At 66.8% G+C, this 16,902-nt stretch carries 17 protein-coding genes and 1 pseudogene; 10 read left to right on the top strand and 8 right to left on the bottom strand.

Going from position 1 to position 16,902, the window contains the following annotated elements:
* Positions 1-52: 52 nt before the first annotated feature.
* From GGR90_RS18525 to GGR90_RS18515, 3 genes are read right to left on the bottom strand one after another with little or no spacing between them, the layout of a single operon-like run.
* The gene (locus tag GGR90_RS18525) at positions 53-1,456 is read right to left on the bottom strand and encodes an SPOR domain-containing protein (protein ID WP_167922895.1); all 1,404 of its coding nucleotides are present in this window, start codon (positions 1,454-1,456) and stop codon (positions 53-55) included.
* A gap of 19 nt (positions 1,457-1,475) precedes the next feature.
* Positions 1,476-2,156, bottom strand: a complete 681-nt coding sequence (locus GGR90_RS18520) for a hypothetical protein (protein WP_167922894.1) — start codon at positions 2,154-2,156, stop codon at positions 1,476-1,478.
* A 14-nt stretch (positions 2,157-2,170) separates the two neighbouring features.
* Entirely contained in the window at positions 2,171-2,893 is a 723-nt protein-coding gene (locus tag GGR90_RS18515) for an AAA family ATPase (protein WP_167922893.1), read from the bottom strand.
* Positions 2,894-3,150: 257 nt separating this feature from the next.
* Between GGR90_RS18515 and GGR90_RS18510 the strand changes: the two genes are divergently transcribed.
* Positions 3,151-4,362, top strand: coding sequence for an SPOR domain-containing protein (locus GGR90_RS18510; RefSeq protein ID WP_167922892.1), 1,212 nt, complete (start codon positions 3,151-3,153; stop codon positions 4,360-4,362).
* A 154-nt stretch (positions 4,363-4,516) separates the two neighbouring features.
* Here the strand turns inward: GGR90_RS18510 and bla are convergent, their stop codons facing one another.
* Positions 4,517-5,395, bottom strand: a complete 879-nt coding sequence (gene bla / locus GGR90_RS18505) for a subclass B3 metallo-beta-lactamase (RefSeq protein ID WP_167922891.1) — start codon at positions 5,393-5,395, stop codon at positions 4,517-4,519.
* A gap of 95 nt (positions 5,396-5,490) precedes the next feature.
* On the opposite strand from bla, the gene GGR90_RS18500 reads away from it, so the two are divergent.
* A complete protein-coding gene (locus GGR90_RS18500) occupies positions 5,491-6,372 on the top strand; it encodes a LysR family transcriptional regulator (RefSeq protein WP_167922890.1) in 882 nt (293 codons plus the stop codon).
* A 65-nt stretch (positions 6,373-6,437) separates the two neighbouring features.
* Here GGR90_RS18500 and GGR90_RS18495 read toward each other — a convergent pair whose 3' ends face one another.
* The 3 genes from GGR90_RS18495 to serB are packed head-to-tail and all read right to left on the bottom strand — an operon-like array spanning position 6,438 to position 8,353.
* Positions 6,438-6,797, bottom strand: a complete 360-nt coding sequence (locus GGR90_RS18495) for a DUF2200 domain-containing protein (RefSeq protein WP_167922889.1) — start codon at positions 6,795-6,797, stop codon at positions 6,438-6,440.
* Positions 6,794-7,465, bottom strand: coding sequence for a DMP19 family protein (locus GGR90_RS18490; RefSeq protein ID WP_167922888.1), 672 nt, complete (start codon positions 7,463-7,465; stop codon positions 6,794-6,796). The genes GGR90_RS18495 and GGR90_RS18490 overlap by 4 nt, the downstream gene beginning before the upstream one ends.
* Positions 7,466-7,468: 3 nt before the next feature.
* Positions 7,469-8,353, bottom strand: coding sequence for a phosphoserine phosphatase SerB (gene serB, locus GGR90_RS18485; RefSeq protein ID WP_167922887.1), 885 nt, complete (start codon positions 8,351-8,353; stop codon positions 7,469-7,471).
* Here serB and miaA point away from each other — a divergent pair.
* The 7 genes from miaA (at position 8,352) to bioD (ending at position 15,381) form a co-directional block, all read left to right on the top strand.
* Entirely contained in the window at positions 8,352-9,329 is a 978-nt protein-coding gene (miaA, locus tag GGR90_RS18480; RefSeq protein WP_167922886.1) for a tRNA (adenosine(37)-N6)-dimethylallyltransferase MiaA, read from the top strand. The two genes, serB and miaA, sit on opposite strands and share 2 nt — an antisense overlap.
* A gap of 74 nt (positions 9,330-9,403) precedes the next feature.
* On the top strand, positions 9,404-11,158 hold the full coding sequence (locus GGR90_RS18475; RefSeq protein WP_167922885.1) for an acetolactate synthase 3 large subunit: 1,755 nt from the start codon (positions 9,404-9,406) through the stop codon (positions 11,156-11,158).
* A gap of 4 nt (positions 11,159-11,162) precedes the next feature.
* Positions 11,163-11,681 carry an acetolactate synthase small subunit gene (gene ilvN, locus GGR90_RS18470; protein WP_167922884.1) on the top strand — a complete coding sequence of 173 codons (519 nt, stop codon included), beginning with the start codon at positions 11,163-11,165 and terminating at the stop codon, positions 11,679-11,681.
* A gap of 106 nt (positions 11,682-11,787) precedes the next feature.
* A complete protein-coding gene (gene ilvC / locus GGR90_RS18465; protein ID WP_167922883.1) occupies positions 11,788-12,828 on the top strand; it encodes a ketol-acid reductoisomerase in 1,041 nt (346 codons plus the stop codon).
* A gap of 89 nt (positions 12,829-12,917) precedes the next feature.
* Positions 12,918-13,547, top strand: a complete 630-nt coding sequence (locus GGR90_RS18460; RefSeq protein WP_167922882.1) for a DUF6151 family protein — start codon at positions 12,918-12,920, stop codon at positions 13,545-13,547.
* Positions 13,548-13,639: 92 nt separating this feature from the next.
* On the top strand, positions 13,640-14,776 hold the full coding sequence (locus tag GGR90_RS18455) for an 8-amino-7-oxononanoate synthase (protein ID WP_167922881.1): 1,137 nt from the start codon (positions 13,640-13,642) through the stop codon (positions 14,774-14,776).
* Entirely contained in the window at positions 14,773-15,381 is a 609-nt protein-coding gene (gene bioD / locus GGR90_RS18450; RefSeq protein WP_167922880.1) for a dethiobiotin synthase, read from the top strand. The genes GGR90_RS18455 and bioD overlap by 4 nt, the downstream gene beginning before the upstream one ends.
* Here bioD and GGR90_RS19785 read toward each other — a convergent pair.
* A pseudogene (locus GGR90_RS19785) lies at positions 15,380-15,430 on the bottom strand (hypothetical protein); the annotation flags it as partial. The gene bioD and the pseudogene GGR90_RS19785 sit on opposite strands and share 2 nt — an antisense overlap.
* Here GGR90_RS19785 and GGR90_RS18445 point away from each other — a divergent pair.
* A complete protein-coding gene (locus GGR90_RS18445; RefSeq protein WP_381448626.1) occupies positions 15,429-16,640 on the top strand; it encodes an adenosylmethionine--8-amino-7-oxononanoate transaminase in 1,212 nt (403 codons plus the stop codon). The pseudogene GGR90_RS19785 and the gene GGR90_RS18445 overlap by 2 nt on opposite strands.
* The last annotated feature ends 262 nt before the right edge of the window (positions 16,641-16,902 follow it).

Here is a 16,902-nt window from a genome sequence, read left to right as displayed (position 1 = left end):
AGAGGCGCGGCCTCGCGGCCACGCCCTCCCCCCTTATTCTCGAAAATCCGCTTTATCGCGACGCGAGCCGCATCGAACCCGCCTTCGCCGCCCACTGGATCGTCTCGCCGCCGCCCATCGCGCGGATGAAGCAGGTCTGGCCCTGCGCCTTCAGCTGATTGCACAGGCTCGTCGCGTCGCTACGCGACGCTAGGCCGTTGACCGTCAGGCGATAATAGTTGCGCCCCTTCACCGTCGCGGCGTGGCTCGACGCCGGGAAATTCCCGAGCATGGCATTGCGTTTTTTCAGCGTGCCCCATTTTTCCTTCGCGATCGCCAGGCTGTCATAGGCGCCCAATTGCACCGCCCAGCCGTCGGGATTTTTCGCATCGAAACCCATCGCCTTGGGGATCAGCACCGTCGCGAGTTCAAGCGCCTGCTGCTGCGCGGGGCGGATACGCCCCTCGCCCTGGGCGCGCGGCGCGGCGCGATAGGGTGTGGTTTCGGCTAGGATTATCTCGCCCGCCGGCTGCGGCTGCGGCAATTCGGTGACCGGCACGACGCCGCCTTCACCGCGCACCGGCATCGGCAATTCGACGCTGCGGATCGCGCTGCTCGCGTCAGCGAGCACCGGTGGCGGCGGCGCATAATCGGCGACCGGCGCCGGATCGACGCTCGCGAGCTGGGTCGCGGGCTCGCTTACCGGCTCGGCGGCGGCCATTTGCGTATCGGCGAAATTGCTGAGTGCGAGGCGTACCGGCATCCCGGCGTCCTGCTGCGCCTCGGTGCCGATCAGGCTCGCGACGCGAACCTGCGCATTCGGCTGTTCGGCGAGTTTCGACCATTCGGCCATCCGGCCTTCGAGCTTGTCGAGCGACAGATCCTGCGACGCGACGATGCGCGCCTGCGCCCAGCGGCCCGACAGCGCGAGCGCGAGCGCGAAATTCTGCCGCGTCCGCGCTTCGGCACCCTCGGCGCGCGCGGCTTGGCTCAACACATAGAGCGACCCTTCGGCATCGCCCGCCAGCGCGAGCGCCAGCCCCAGGTCCGACGCCGGAACCGTGTCGCGATGCCGCGTCAGCAGCGCGACCGCCTCGGCATTCCTGCCCTGCGCAATTTCCGACAACGTCAGCGACAGGATCGTGTTGCTGTCCGCCGCACCCAATTCCATCGCTTCGGTCAGCGCCGCGCTCGCCGATGCGAAGCGGCCGTCACCCAGGTAAGCCTGACCCAGCAGCGCGCGAAAGCCCGCGTCGCGCGGGCTGCCCGCGACCGCGGCTTCGGCGAGGCCGACGGCCTTGCTCGCCTTGCCCGCTTCGAGCGCGGCACGCGCCTTGTCGGCCGATTTGGCGGCGAGCGCGGGCACGCCGGCTGCGCGCGACGGCGCGTCGGCCATCTTGCCCATGCCGCTGCATCCGGTCGCCACGCCGAGGATGAAGCCCGAAAGGGCCAGATTCTTCAGCAATTTGCGGTTCATGTCAGTCCCCCCAATATTTTCAGCGCCGGACGCGCGCCGGACGTGCGGCCGGCAGGCGGCTCGCCATCGCGTCGATTTCGGGCAGCGACGCCAGATATTCGTCGAGCAGGTCGGTCAGGATCACCTGCGACGACCGGTTCGTCACCGCGCTCGCGAGGCGCAAGCGCAAATGACGCTCGGCGTCGAGGCGCAACGTGAAGGCCGCCTTTTCGCGCGCCCGCAGCGCGCGCGGCGCCTTTTCCTTCTTCGGTGCGGGTGCCGGACGCGCCTCGACCTTGCGCGCCACCGCGGCGACGCGTTCGATCAGCGATTCCTGCTGGCGGACGACCTCGGGAACTTCCACCGCTTCGGCTTCGAACTGGTCGGCGCCATAATCGTCGCTCAGCCCGCTATATTCGGTTGAAAATTCAGGCTCCGGCTCGTGATGCACGCTATCGTCGACCGCCTGTTCGGCCTCGACATTATGCGCCAGCACCGATCCGGTGAGCAAAGGCTTGAGGTCGAGCATCCGCGCGGGTTCGCTCGACTGGTCGGGATCGACATCATAACCCATGTCGTTCCAGCCAAGATCGTCATAGCCGCCGGTGTTGAGCGGCGCGGGGCCGCTGCCGAGCGGTTGGCGGCGCATCGCGGGACGCGCTCCGCCCTTGCGGGCCAACAGGCCGGCGCTCAGCGATGCGAGGGGTTTCGGTTCGCCCATGGTTCCCGCTCCCGTCACTGACCGGCGATGCGGCGGCCAAAGCCACCGCCCATCGGGCGGACCGCGCCGTAATTGCCCTGCGTCGGGACCGGCGCGGCAAAGATCGTGCGGCGGAAATTCTTTTCGAGGCGATCGTTCATATAGGTCCAGAGCTGCCGGATCTCGTCGGCCGAGCGGCCGTTCGGATCGACCTCCATCACCGTGCGCCCGTCGATCATCGACGCGGCATAGTCGGTGCGGTGGTGCAGCGTGATCGGGGCGACGGTGCCGTGCTGCGACAGCGCGACGGCGGCCTCGCTGGTAATCTTCGCTTTCGGCGTCGCGCCGTTGACGACGAACACCAGCGGCTTGCCCGCGCGTTCGCACAGGTCGACGGTGGCGCCGACGGCGCGCAGATCGTGCGGGCTGGGGCGCGTCGGGACGACGATCAGCTCAGCGACCGAAATCACGCTCTGGATCGCCATGGTGATCGCCGGCGGCGTGTCGATGACGGCGAGTTTGAAGCCCTGCTGGCGCAGGATTTCCAGGTCGGAGGCGAGCCGCGCGACGGTGGTCTGGGCAAAGGCGGGAAGGTCGGTCTCGCGCTCGTTCCACCAGTCGGCGAGCGAGCCCTGCGGATCGATGTCGATCAGGACGACGGGGCCGGCGCCGGCAAGCTGCGCCTGCACCGCCAGGTGCCCCGACAGCGTCGTCTTGCCCGACCCGCCTTTCTGTGAAGCCAATGCCAATACGCGCACTGCGTTACCCCCTCGGAAATCCAAAAATCGGCGAAGGAATGCCATGCGGGGCGCTAAAATTGGGTTAACGATGATAAAAAGAGGTTGAACGACTTACTCGCGAATATGGTAAACAAACCCTCAACCCCAACCTGTCCCGGAACGGATCAAGTTCGGTCAGGCCGCATTTGTCGCTAACGCCGTGTTAGCCAATTGGCGCTATGAAGCATCCGGGGACTGCAGCCGCTGTCATGCCGCGCAAGTCATTGGAGAATAAGATGCCTTCTTTCCGCACCGCCGCTTTGCTGGCCTTTCCGCTCGCTTTGGCTTCGATGCTGGCGGCGCCCGCCCTCGCCGACGTCAAGGACGGCGTCGATGCGTGGCAGGCGGGCAATTATCAGGCGGCGGTCGCCGAATGGCGCCCGCTCGCGATCGGCGGCGATGCCGATGCGCAGTTCAATCTCGGCCAGGCGTACAAGCTCGGCCGCGGCGTCCCGACCGATCTCAATCAGGCCGAAGCCTGGTATCGCCGCGCCGCGAAGCAGGGGCATTTGCAGGCGGAGGATAATCTCGGCCTCGTGCTCTTCACCGCTAACCGCCGCCAGGAGGCGATGCCCTTCATCACCCGCTCGGCGGCGCGCGGCGAACCGCGCGCGCAATATGTCCTCGGCACCGCGCACTTCAACGGCGACCTCGCGGCCGAGGACTGGCCGCGCGCCTATGCGCTCACCAAGCGCGCGAGCGACGCGGGACTCGCCATCGCGTCGGCGCGTCTCGTCCAGCTCGACAATCTGATCCCGCTCGACCAGCGCCAGCGCGGCCTCGCGATGATCCCCGACATCGAGCGCAGCGAACAGCGGGCGCGCCTCGCCGCGGTCAGCGCCGCCGCGCCGCCCGCGCCAAAGCCCACGCCCGCCCCGACGATCAAGACCGCGAGCCTGCCCGCCTCGACCCCCGGCACGAGCTACACCCCGCCGCCGGTAATCAAGCCGCAGCCCGCGCCCGCACCCACGTCGAAGGTTCCCGAACCGATCCGCAGCGTCGCCGTGCCGCCCTCGCCCGCCGCCAGCGCCGCTGCGGCGGCTGCCGCCGAAGCGACCGCCGACGCCGTCGCCGCGACCGCCCAGCCGGGCACCACCTACGCGCCCCCGCCCGAAAGCGGTGCGCTGCCCCCGGCGAAACCCGCGCCCGCAAAGGCCGAACCGGCCAAGACCGCCCCGACGCCCGCCCCCGTCCGCGTCCACAACGCCGCCGCCGCCAGCGCGTGGCGCGCGCAGCTCGGCGCCTTCGGCGTCGATGGCAACGCGCGCAAACTCTGGGCCACGCTCGAAAAGAAGAACCCCGCCGTCGCCGCGCGCCAGCCCTATCTGGTCAAAAACGGCAAGCTCACCCGCCTCCAGGCCGGCGGCTTCGCGAACAAGGCCGAAGCGGATAGTTTCTGCGCGGCGCTGCGCAAGGACGGTCAGGCCTGTCTGGTCGTCGATAAATAGCAGCGGGCGCCAATCCGATCATCGCGGATCGAAACGCCGCCTCTTCTTCTCCGTTATCCCGGCGAAGGCCGGGATCTCGCCGGTGCGTCAAAACGATAGGGTGAGATCCCGGCCTTCGCCGGGATGACGAATGAGAGAAATGAGCAGTCGACCGCTATTTCGCCCCCGCCCGCTCCTCGGCCAGCCGCTTCGCCAGCCGTTCGCGCGAGCGGTCGGCATAGGCGCGGCATGCGCCCGGCGCGTCGCTATACCGCCCCGGCCCCGCATTGTCCGGATGCGCCGAAATCAGCACGTCGCACGGCATCGCATCCATCTTGCGATAGCTTTCCTCGAAGCCGGCGACGAACGGCGCGCCGGCCTTTGAGGTAAAGCGATAACCCTCCGCCGACACCGGGTTGAGGCTCGATGCGAACACGACCGTCTTGCACGCCCCGCCCCCATTTTCTTCGGCGCACGCCGGCCAGTGCCAGCTCATGCTGCCCATCGTGTGCCCCGGCGTCGCGACCGCGGTGATCGCCGCCCGGCCAAGCTTCAGCACCTCGCCATCCGCGACGACGCGCACCTCGGCCACCGCCGGCCAGCTCCCGCCGTATGCGAGCTGCGGATCGTCCTTCGCGTGCCGCCCCGAGCGCAGCCCCTCGGCGCCGCGCTCGCTCGCCACCACTGTCGCGCCGGTGTCGCGCGCCAGCGCCGCCAGCCCGCCCGCATGGTCGAAATGCGGTTCGGTGCTCAGAATAAATTTAATGTCTTTGGGGTCGAACCCCAGCTTGCGGACATTGGCGAGGATCGCGGGTGCCGCCTGCGGCAGCGCGCCATCGACCAGCACCAGTCCGTCGCCCGTGTCGATCAGCGCGACGCTCATCCCGCCGAACCCGACCAGATAGGTGCCGCCGAAGATTTTCTCCGGCTCCGCGGGCGCCAGCCATTCGGCGGCATAGGACGTCTCGATCGGCCGCGTCAGCGGATCGACCGCCGGCACCGGCGCCCCGATCACGCCCGCGAGCCATGCGAACAGGCTGATTGCATCGAACATCTTCGTCTCCCTTCGCCCCCGAAATGCCAAGCGACGCGCCCCGCGACAAAGCATCATTTCTCGACAAAGCCATGAGAATAATTGATGACTTGGCCATGGACCGCGCCCAACTCCCCTTGAACGCTCTCCGCGCCTTCGAGGCCGCGGCGCGCCACCTCAATTTCACGCGCGCGGGGCTCGAACTCCATGTCAGCCAGGGCGCGGTCAGCCATCAGGTCGCCGAGCTCGAACGCCGTCTCGGCACGCGGCTCTTCCACCGCCTGCCGCGCGGGCTCGCGCTCACCGATGAAGGCCATGCGCTCGTCCCCGTCATCGCCGAGGCGTTCGACCGCGTCGCCGCGACACTCGACCAATATGCCGACGGCCGCTTCCGCGAGACGCTCAAGCTCGGCGTCGTCGGCACCTTCGCGACCGGCTGGCTCCTCCCGCGCCTCGACGCGTTTGCGCGCCTGCACCCCGCGATCGACCTCCGCATCGCGACGAACAACAACCGCGTCGATCTCGCGGGCGAGGCGCTCGACTATGCGATCCGCTTCGGCGACGGCGCCTGGCACGGCACCCAAGCCGAGCGCCTCCTCGCCGCGCCGCTGGCGCCGCTCTGCACCCCCGCGATCGCCGCGCGCCTCAAGACCCCCGCCGACCTGATCCCCGAGCGTCTGCTCCGTTCGTACCGCGCCGACGAATGGGCGCTCTGGTTCGCCGTCGCGGGCGTGCCCGTCCCCGTCCTGCGCGGCCCGGTTTTCGACAGCTCGGCGCTGATGGCGGCCGCCGCCGCTTCGGGCCAGGGCGTCGCGCTCGCCCCACCGTCGATGTTCGCCCACGACCTCGCCGCCGAACGGCTCGTCCAGCCCTTTGCCGTCGAAATCGACGCCGGCCGCTACTGGCTCACCCGCCTGATGTCGCGCCCCGAGAGCGAAGCGATGCGGCGGTTTCGGGAGTGGCTGCTGGAAGAGACCGCCGCGCCGGACGCCGCGTAAACCAACCCGATGTTGACGTCGTTAATATTACGACATCGCCATGGTAACATCGTAAACATTGAAGGCTATTCCGCCGGACGCCGCAATATCTTCGCCATCGCCTTCCCCTTGGCGAGTTCGTCGATCAGCTTGTCGAGATAGCGCAGCTCGCGCATCAACGGCTCTTCGATATTCTCGACCCGGATGCCGCAAATCACCCCGGTGATCAGCGACCGCGCCGGATTGAGCTTCGGCGCCGCGGCGAAGAAATCCTCAAAAGTCGTGCCCTTCGCCAGCTCGGCCTCCAGCGCCGTCTTATCATACCCCGTCAGCCAGGGAAAAATCTCGTCGACCTCGGCCTTGGTCCGCCCCTTCTTCTCCGCCTTGGCGATATAGTGCGGATACACGCTCGCGACGCTGATCGAATAGATGCGGTGCTTGGTCATCGGCTGCCCCATCTGCCGAAACGCTCGCGCAGACGAAGAAAGGAGGCGATTGTCTCTCCGTGCATTTCCGCCGTCCGCCGGCGTATATTGGCTGCATAGCGCTTGGCCTGCTCCGGATGCGGGGGAACACGCTGCTTAAGCCTGTTGAAAGTAAGCGGTTCGAGAGCGGGATCGACCGTCAGCCACGGCTGCTGCAACAACCAATCGTGGAGATGCGAATGAAGCGCCCCCGACTCCTTCTCAAGAGCATCAAACCGATCGTCGAACGGATAGAAGCTGCGGATGGCTTCCAGTTCCTGCCCGCTGCGGGTGAGCTCCTCGATCATATCTTCGTTCAGTGTCGCGAAGGCGATAAAATCGTCCAGCAGCTGCTGATACTGGAAAAGCCCCATATGGTCGAGCAATTGGGAAGCGCGTGCCCACGCCGCCGGGTCGGGAATATTCCCCGCATATTGGGCGTGCCCGCCGTTCTTATACTCCCCATGGTAGGTCCACAGGTCGTAAAAATGCCCGGCGTAGGGAGGAAGTTCTTCCGTCTTGTAGCCCCCTTGGCTTTCGCCAAGCGCATAGTCGACGTAACAGCCGATCCACAGGCATAGCGACTGATGTTCGGGTTCGTTCGCCTCGGAAGGCGACACGATAAAGGTTTCGATCCGCCCCTCGACCACGCCCTACCCCATCACCCACTGCCGCCGCGAATAGCCCTGCGCCCAAAGCAGCGCGGTCAAATCATGATGCCGGATCACCGCCGCCGCCGCTTCGCCCGCCGCGGGGTGCGGGTAATAGCCGATCCCGAGGCCCGCGCTCGTGATCATCGGAATGTCGTTCGCGCCGTCGCCGACCGCCAGCGTTTCGGCGAGCGGCAGGCCGTGCTTCGCCGCCTCGGCCTTCAGCGTCTCGAGCTTCGCCGAGCTGTCGACGATCGGCTCCAACACCCTGCCCGTCAGTTTGCCGCCCACAATCTCCAACTCGTTCGCAACCACCTTGTCGAACCCGATCGCTTCGCCCACCGGTCCGGCAAAGGGCATGAAGCCGCCCGATACCAGCACCGACCAGGCCCCATGCGCCTTCATTGTCTGCACCAAGGTGCGCGCGCCGCGCGTCAGCCGCACGCGCTCCATCCGGCAATCGACCAGCGTGCTCTCGGGCATCCCGCCGAGCAGTCCGACCCGCTCCTCCAGCGCCGCACGAAAATCGAGCTCGCCATTCATCGCGCGCTCGGTGATGGCCGCGATCTGCGGCTTCAGCCCCGCATAATCGGCCAGCTCGTCGATGCACTCGACCGTGATCATCGTCGAATCCATGTCGGCGATGATCAGCTTCTTGGTCCGGTCGCCCAGCGGCTGGACGACGATGTCGAGCGCGCCATGGTCCATGGCCGCCAGTTCCTTGCGCGCGCTGACCAGACTGCCGTGAAAGACGATGTCGGCCGCATCGCCGACGTCGAGCCAGTGCGGCGCGCCGACATCGTGCCCCGTCGCCGCCAGCCGGTCGATCCCTTCGCGAACCACCTCGTCGGTCAGCTTTCCGGCTGCTATCAGCGTCGCGACGAACATGGCATCTCCTTCTTTCTCGACCGCCAATGCGCGGCTGCCCGTGGCACTTATCGCCGGACCCACCGCCAGCGGCAAGAGCGCTTTGGCGGTTGCACTCGCAAAATCGCTCGGAAACGGGACGCCCGGACACGCAATGGTCGTCAACGCCGACGCGAGTCAGGTCTATGCCGACCTCGCCATCCTCTCGGCCCGCCCGACGGACGACGAGATGGACGGTGTGCCGCACCGCCTCTTCGGCCATGTCGACGGATCGCAAGCGCATAATGCCGCGCGCTGGGCGGGCGAAGCGCGCGGCGCCATCGCCGAGGCCCACGCGGCAGGCCGGGTTCCGATCCTCGTCGGCGGCACCGGCCTTTACCTGCGCACCTTGCTCCATGGCATCGCGCCGGTGCCTGAAATCGACCCGCAGGTCCGCGACGCCGTGCGCGCGTTTCCGGTGGCCGAGGCCCATGCCGCGCTGGCGGTGGCCGACCCCGCCGCCGCCGAACGCCTCAATCCCGCCGACACCACGCGCGTCGCCCGCGCGCTCGAAGTCGTCCGCGCAACCGGCCGCACCTTGGCCGACTGGCAACAGGCGCGCGAGGGCGGCATCGCCGACACCATCGCCCTCGCCCCGCTGATCCTGCTGCCGCCGCGCGACTGGCTGCGCGCGCGCTGCGATGCCCGTCTTGTCCAGATGTTCGAGGGCGGCGCCATCGAAGAAGTCGAAGCCCTGCTCGCGCGCGAACTCGACCCCGATCTCCCCGCGATGCGCGCGATCGGCGTGCCGCAGATCGCCGCTCATCTGCGCGGCGAAATCAGCCGCGCCGACGCGCTCGAAGCCGCGCAGGCGGCGACCCGCCAATATGCGAAGCGCCAATATACGTGGTTCCGCCACCAGCCACCCGCCGACTGGCCGCGCCACGAAGAGTCATTAAACATCGATTCTATTGATCAATTAGCAATAATATTACGTGATAGACTGTTGACAGGATAGAATCATACACCTATTGCCCGCAACCCTGTTGCAGCGCACAAGCGCTGCGTTTTTGCGTTGAAAGGAGTTTCGTCGTGACGGAAATGAGCGGTGCCGACATGGTGGTTCAGGCGCTGGTCGACCTCGGGGTCGATACGGTGTTCGGCTATCCGGGCGGCGCGGTCCTTCCGATCTATGACGCGCTCTATAAGCACCCGACGATCAAGCACATCCTCGTCCGCCACGAACAGGCGGCGACGCATGCGGCGGAGGGCTATGCGCGCTCGACCGGCAAGCCCGGCGTCGTGCTCGTCACCTCGGGCCCCGGCGCGACCAACGCCGTCACCGGCATCACCGACGCTTTGCTCGATTCGATCCCGATGGTCGTGCTGACGGGCCAGGTGTCGACCGCGCTGATCGGCACCGACGCGTTCCAGGAATGCGACACCGTCGGCATCACGCGTCATTGCACCAAGCATAATTATCTCGTGATGGACCCCGACCGGCTCGGCGCGATCCTGCACGAGGCGTTCCACATCGCAACGCACGGCCGCCCCGGCCCCGTCGTGATCGACATCCCGAAAAATGTGCAGGTCGCGACGGGCGAATATGTCGTGCCCGAAAAGATCCTGCACAACAGCTACCGCCCGCAGGTCGAACCCGACGCCGACGCGATCAGCCAAGCGATCGACATGATCGCCGCCGCCGAACGCCCGGTCTTCTACACCGGCGGCGGCGTGATCAACGCGGGTCCCGATGCCAGCGCGGCACTCCGCCAGCTCGTCAGCCTGACCGGCGCGCCCGTCACCTCGACGCTGATGGGGCTCGGCGCCTTCCCGTCGGACGACGACAAATGGCTCGGCATGCTCGGCATGCACGGCACCTATGAAGCGAATATGGCGATGAACCGCGCCGACCTGATCATTGCGGTCGGCGCGCGCTTCGACGACCGCGTGACCGGCCGCCTCGACGCCTTTTCGCCCGATTCGAAGAAGATCCACATCGACATCGACCGCAGCTCGATCAACAAGATCGTGCCCGTCGACCTCGCGATCGTCGGCGATGCCGGCCGCGCGCTCGATGCGCTGATCGCGGGCTGGCAGGCGAAGGGCCTCAAGGCGCGCGATCTTGGCGAATGGTGGCGCCGCGTCGACGGCTGGCGCGCGACGCGCTGCCTCGACTTCCCCGAAAAGAAGGAAGCCGACGCCGACATCATGCCGCAGCGCGCGGTGAAGGCGCTGTTCGACGCGACGCGCGGCCGCGACCCGATCATCACGACCGAGGTCGGTCAGCATCAGATGTGGGCGGCGCAGCATTTCGGCTTTTCGGCGCCGAACCGCTGGCTCACCAGCGGCGGGCTCGGCACGATGGGTTACGGCTTCCCCGCCGCGGTCGGCGCGCAGATCGCGCATCCCGACCGCCTCGTCATCTGCATCGCTGGCGAGGCCTCGCTCCAGATGAACATTCAGGAAATGGGCACCGTCGCGCAATACCGGCTGCCGGTGAAGATCTTCATCCTCAACAATGAATGGATGGGGATGGTCCGTCAGTGGCAGGAACTGACCTATGAAAGCCGCTATTCGAACAGCTATTCGGACAGCCTGCCCGATTTCGTGAAGCTCGCCGACGCCTATGGCTGGACGGGCCTGCGCATCGACAATCTGGGTCAGCTCGAGGACGGCATCAAGCAGATGATCGAAACGCCGGGTCCGGTGATCGTCGACTGCCGCGTCGCACAGCTCGCCAACTGCTTCCCGATGATCCCGTCGGGCGCCGCGCACACCGAAATGCTCCTCCAGCCGAACGACATCACCGGCACGATGGACGACGAAGCCAAGGCACTGGTGTAACATCATGAAAATCAAGACCGAAGCCGGCGAGCGCCATGTGCTCGCCATCACCGTCGATAACGAAGCTGGGGTGCTCGCCAAGATCACCGGGCTGTTCACCGCGCGCGGCTATAATATCGAAAGCCTGACGGTGGCGGACATCACCGCCGACCACGCGCTGTCGCGCATCACCATCGTCACCTCGGGCCCGCCGCCGATCATCGACCAGATCATCGCGCAGCTCGACCGGCTCGTCCCCGTGCACAAGGTCATCGACCTCAACGACGCGGGCGAGGCGCATGTCGAACGCGAAATCGCGCTCGTCAAGGTCGCGGGCACCGGCGACAAGCGCATCGAGGCGCTGCGCATGGCCGACGTCTTCCGTGCCAAGGTCGTCGACACGACGCTGACCAGCTTCATCTTCGAGATCACCGGGAACAGCGACAAGGTCGACCGCTTCATCGCGCTGATGCGCGAATGCGGGCTGGTCGAGGTTGGCCGCACCGGCGTCGTCGCCATCGCCCGCGGGTCGGAGGCGCTCTGAGTTTTAACAGGAATGACGGTCCAACCTTCGTCACCCCGGACTTGATCCGGGGTCCATGGATGCCGGATCAAGTCCGGCATGACGAAAGAAAATAGGGAAGAATGACATGCAGGTTTATTACGATCGCGACGCCGACCAGGATCTGATCAAGAGCAAGAAGGTCGCCGTCGTCGGCTATGGCAGCCAGGGTCATGCGCACGCGCAGAATATGCGCGACAGCGGCGTGCGTGAAGTCGCGATCGCGCTCCGCCCCGGTTCGGCAACCGCCAAAAAGGCCGAAGCCGCGGGCTTCAAGGTGCTTTCGAACAAGGAAGCCGCCGAATGGGCCGACGTCATCATGATCGCCGCCCCCGACGAGCATCAGGCGAAAATCTACGCCGACGACATCGGCCCGAACATGAAGCCCGGCGCCGCGCTCGCCTTTGCGCACGGCCTCAACATCCACTTCGGCCTGATCGACGCGCGCGCCGACATCGACGTCTTCATGGTCGCGCCCAAGGGCCCCGGCCACACGGTGCGCAGCGAATATCAGAAGGGCGGCGGCGTCCCCTGCCTGATCGCCGTCGCACAGGAAGCGCAGGGCGCGGGTTCGTCGGGCAACGGCTTCGCCAAGGCCCTCGCCCTCTCCTACGCGTCGGCGGTCGGCGGCGGACGCAGCGGCATCATCGAGACGACCTTCAAGGAAGAGTGCGAAACCGACCTCTTCGGCGAACAGGCCGTGCTCTGCGGCGGCATCACCCACCTGATCCAGGCGGGTTTCGAAACCTTGGTCGAGGCGGGCTACGCCCCCGAAATGGCCTATTTCGAATGCCTCCACGAAACCAAGCTGATCGTCGATCTCCTCTATGAAGGCGGCATCGCGAACATGCGCTATTCGATCTCGAACACCGCCGAATATGGCGACATCAAGACCGGCCCGCGCATCATCACCGACGAAACCAAGGCCGAAATGAAGCGCGTCCTCGCCGACATCCAGTCGGGCCGCTTCGTCAAGGACTTCGTGCTCGACAACCAGGCCGGCCAGCCCGAACTGAAGGCGAGCCGCAAGGCGGCCGCCGCGCATCAGCTCGAAAAGACCGGCGCCGAACTGCGCGCGATGATGCCGTGGATCGCCAAGAACCAGCTGGTGGACAAGTCGAAGAACTGACGGCCCCAACAGGCCGTCACCCCGGACTTATCCGGGGTCCAGCCTGCGAAGGCCTTCCCCAGTCGCGGGCGAGGAGCTAGGGCCGGATCATGACATCCGACCTCTCTTTCGCCTGCGACTGCGGGACCGTTTCGGGCATGTTGATCGATGTCGGCCCCGATCAGGGCGATCATGTCGTCTGCCACTGCACCGACTGTCAGGATCTTGCCCATTATCTCGGCCACGCCGGGCGAATACTCGACGCGCATGGCGGATCGTCGCTTTACCAGTCGCGATGCGCGCACCTCCGGCTCGACACCGGTCGCGACCAGCTTGCCTGCGTCCATTTGACCGACAAGCCGATGCTGCGCTGGTACGCTACGTGCTGCCGCCTGCCGCTATTCAACAGCCATGCGAACGGCAAACTCCCCTTTTTCACGGCGCAGTTCGTCGCTTGCGACCCTGCGACGCGCGATCGACTCATCGGTCCGCCGCGCGGGCATCTCTTCCTTCAGGAAGGCGTCGGTGACACCAGCGGCTTGCCCAAAATGAGGACAGCTACGATGATACGGCGTTTTTTTGTGCGCGTGATCAAGGACTTGATCTCGGGCGATCGTCGGCGGTGCGCCCTGTTCGACGCCAAAACCCTCGAACCGATCGCCACCCCGCACCGGCTGACCGGCGAAGAACGGCAGGCGCTGAAAGGGCGTCGAACCGACGCGAACTTCGACCCCGTTTAGAAACATCGTCATTCCCGCGAAAGCGGGGACCCAGCGAGCTGAGGTTGCTACTGGGTTCCCGTTTTCGTGGGAATGGCGAAGGATAGGACAGAATGCCGAACTCTCCCTTCGACGCCCACCGCCGCGACCTCGCCGCGCTCGCGCACGACAGCCGCCGCCGCACGCTCGCGCCGCGCGCCGGCCGCGATTTCGCCTCGAACGACTATCTCGGCCTCGCCGATAGCGACGCCCTGCGCACCGCGCTCGCCGCGGGCATCGAGCGCGGCCTTCCCGCGGGCTCGGGCGGCTCGCGCCTACTCCGCGGCAACCACAAGGAGCATGAGGCGCTCGAAGCCCATGCCGCGCGCCACTACGGCAGCGAGGCCGCACTCTTCTTCGCGACCGGCTTCGCCGCCAACGCCGCACTGTTCGCGACGCTGCCGCAGCGCGGCGACCTTATCGTCCACGACGCCCTCATACACGCGAGCGCGCACGACGGGATGAAGCTCGGCCGCGCGGGAACCGTCGCCGCCGCGCACAACGACGCGCAGGCGTTCGACGACATCATCGCGCGCTGGCGCGCCGGCGGCGGCGCCGGGACGCCGTGGATCGCGGTCGAAAGCCTCTACAGCATGGACGGCGACCGCGCCCCGCTCGCGCAACTCGCCGAGGTTGCCGACCGCCACGACGCCGTGCTCGTCGTCGACGAAGCGCATGCGACTGGGGTCTACGGAACCGCGGGTCAGGGCCTTGCGCATGCGATTTCGGGCCGTGATAACCTCGTCACGCTCCACACGTGCGGCAAGGCGCTGGGCTGCGAGGGCGCATTGCTCTGCGCGCCGCAGATCGTGCGCGACTTCATCGTCAACCGCGGCCGCCCCTTCATTTTCTCGACCGCGCCTTCGCCCTTGATGGCGTGGCTCGTCCGTCAGGCACTCGAAATCGTCGCGAACCAGCCCGAACGCGCCGCGCGCCTCGCCGCGCTCGTTCGCTACGCCGAAAAACGCCTCGCCGCACTCGACCTGCCCGCCAGCGGCTCGCAGATCATGCCCGTCGTGATCGGCGACAATGCGCGCACGATGCGCATTGCCGCCGCGCTGCAGGCGGCCGGCTTCGACGTCCGCGGCATCCGTCCGCCCACCGTGCCGCACGGCACCGCGCGGCTACGCATCGCGATCACACTCAATGTTGACGAAGCCAACATTGATGCGATGACCGACGCGCTCGCGCAGGCGATGGCGGCGGCATGACGCGCTTCATCGTCACCGGCACCGACACCGGCATCGGAAAAACCATATTTTCCGCGGGGTTGGCACAGGCGACCGGCGCGCCTTACTGGAAACCGATCCAGTCGGGCCTCGAAGAGGAGACCGACAGCGAGACCGTCGCGCGCCTCGCCGGCGTGCCGGTCGGCCCCGAAGCCTACCGCCTCGTCACCCCCGCCTCGCCGCATTGCGCCGCCGAAATTGACGGTGTTAACATCGACATCGAAATGCTCGCCCCGCCGCCCGGCGACCTCATCGTCGAGGGCGCCGGGGGTGCGCTCGTCCCGGTAACCCGGACCACGCTCTACGCCGACCTGTTCGCGCGCTGGCAGATCCCCGTGATCGTCTGCGCACGCACCGGTCTCGGCACGATCAACCACAGCCTGCTCACGATCGAGGCCCTGCGCGCCCGCGGCGTCCCGATCCACGGGCTCGCCTTCCTCGGCGATGCGGTGGAGGACAGCGAGGCGATCATCTCCGACATTTCGGGCGTGCGTCGTCTCGGGCGCCTGCCGGTCGTCGCGCCGCTGACGCCGGAAACGCTGGCGCAGGCGTTCGCCGCCAATTTCGACTGCGCGGATTTCGCATGACTTCCCCCGTCTGGCACCCCTTCACCCAGCACGGCCTCGGCGATCCCATCCCGCTGATTTCGCACGCCAAAGATGCCAAACTCTACGCCACCGATGGCAACAGCTGGATCGACGCGATCTCCAGCTGGTGGGTCACTACCCACGGCCACGCGCATCCGCGCATCATGGCCGCGATCCGCGACCAGTCCGAAAAGCTCGACCAGCTCATCTTCGCCGGCTGGACGCACGAGCCCGCCGAGACACTCGCCGCCGAACTGGTGCGCATCACCCCCGCCCCGTTGACGCGCGTCTTCTTCTCGGACTCGGGCTCGACCAGCGTCGAGGTCGCGCTCAAGATGGCGCTCGGCTACTGGTTCAACATCGGCGAGGCGCGCAGCCGCATCCTCGTCCTCGAACACAGCTATCATGGCGACACGATCGGCACGATGTCGGTCGGCGAGCGCGGCGTCTACAACCGCGCCTGGCAACCCCTGCTCTTCGACGTCGACACCATCCCCTTCCCGCACGAAGGCCTCGAACAAACCACGCTCGACGCGCTCGAAGCCGCCTGCCTGCAAAAACCCGCCGCCTTCATCGTCGAACCGCTCATCCTCGGCGCCGGCGGTATGCTCATCTACCCCGCATGGGTGCTTGCCGAGATGCGCGCCATTTGCGCGCGTCACGGCGTGCTTTTTATCGCCGACGAGGTGATGACCGGCTGGGGCCGCACCGGCACGCGCTTCGCCTGCGATTCTGCGGGCGTCATCCCCGACATCGTCTGCCTCTCCAAAGGTCTGACCGGCGGCGCGCTCCCGCTCGCGGTGACACTGTGCATCGAGCCGATTTTCGCGGCCCATCTCTCGACCGACCGCGCCAAAACCTTTTATCATTCGTCGAGCTACACCGCGAACCCGATCGCCTGCGCCGCCGCCAACGCCAATCTCGAAATCTGGCGCGACGAACCCGTCCAGCAGCGCATCGACGCGCTCGCCGACGCACAGGCGGCGCATCTTTCGCTGCTTTCACATGATCGGCGCGTGCAAAACCCGCGCCGCCTCGGCACGATCGCGGCGCTCGACATCGTCGTCGCGGACTCGGGCTATCTCTCGAACCTCGCCCCGCGCCTCATCGCCTTTTATCGCGACCGCGGCGTCCTGCTCCGCCCGCTCGGCAACACGCTCTATGTGATGCCGCCCTATTGCACGACGCCGGACGAACTGGCGCAGGTGTGGGACGCGATCGGCGCGTCGCTCGATATTCTCGGGGGCTCTCCAGGCTAAAACCGACCTCTCGATCCTCCCTGTGGCGAAGCCATGGGGAGGGGGACCGCGCCCGCAGGGCGTGGTGGAGGGGCTGCGACGGTGCGCCATTGGCCCCTCCGTCAGCGCGTCGCGCTGCCACCTCCCCATCGCTTCGCGACAGGGAGGAGCTTAGGGCAGATCACCACCCCAAAACCGGCGCCTCCGGCGGGTTTACAGTCGATATAATCAAAAAAAACGGGGCGAGCCAAAGGCCCGCCCCGCATATCTTGCCCTGTCATCC

The organism is Sphingopyxis italica, assembly GCF_011926545.1.
Classification (GTDB): domain Bacteria; phylum Pseudomonadota; class Alphaproteobacteria; order Sphingomonadales; family Sphingomonadaceae; genus Sphingopyxis; species Sphingopyxis italica.
The sequence above is the reverse complement of the archived record's forward strand: the minus strand, read 5'-3'. Positions and strand labels throughout refer to the sequence as shown.

Coding starts and splice junctions, on each gene's coding strand:
- GGR90_RS18525 (WP_167922895.1), bottom strand. CDS start 1,456: ATGAACCGCAAATTGCTGAAGAATCTGGCCCTTTCGGGCTTCATCCTC.
- GGR90_RS18520 (WP_167922894.1), bottom strand. CDS start 2,156: ATGGGCGAACCGAAACCCCTCGCATCGCTGAGCGCCGGCCTGTTGGCC.
- GGR90_RS18510 (WP_167922892.1), top strand. CDS start 3,151: ATGCCTTCTTTCCGCACCGCCGCTTTGCTGGCCTTTCCGCTCGCTTTG.
- bla (WP_167922891.1), bottom strand. CDS start 5,395: ATGTTCGATGCAATCAGCCTGTTCGCATGGCTCGCGGGCGTGATCGGG.
- GGR90_RS18500 (WP_167922890.1), top strand. CDS start 5,491: ATGGACCGCGCCCAACTCCCCTTGAACGCTCTCCGCGCCTTCGAGGCC.
- GGR90_RS18495 (WP_167922889.1), bottom strand. CDS start 6,797: ATGACCAAGCACCGCATCTATTCGATCAGCGTCGCGAGCGTGTATCCG.
- miaA (WP_167922886.1), top strand. CDS start 8,352: ATGGCATCTCCTTCTTTCTCGACCGCCAATGCGCGGCTGCCCGTGGCA.
- serB (WP_167922887.1), bottom strand. CDS start 8,353: ATGTTCGTCGCGACGCTGATAGCAGCCGGAAAGCTGACCGACGAGGTG.
- ilvN (WP_167922884.1), top strand. CDS start 11,163: ATGAAAATCAAGACCGAAGCCGGCGAGCGCCATGTGCTCGCCATCACC.
- ilvC (WP_167922883.1), top strand. CDS start 11,788: ATGCAGGTTTATTACGATCGCGACGCCGACCAGGATCTGATCAAGAGC.
- GGR90_RS18460 (WP_167922882.1), top strand. CDS start 12,918: ATGACATCCGACCTCTCTTTCGCCTGCGACTGCGGGACCGTTTCGGGC.
- GGR90_RS18455 (WP_167922881.1), top strand. CDS start 13,640: ATGCCGAACTCTCCCTTCGACGCCCACCGCCGCGACCTCGCCGCGCTC.
- bioD (WP_167922880.1), top strand. CDS start 14,773: ATGACGCGCTTCATCGTCACCGGCACCGACACCGGCATCGGAAAAACC.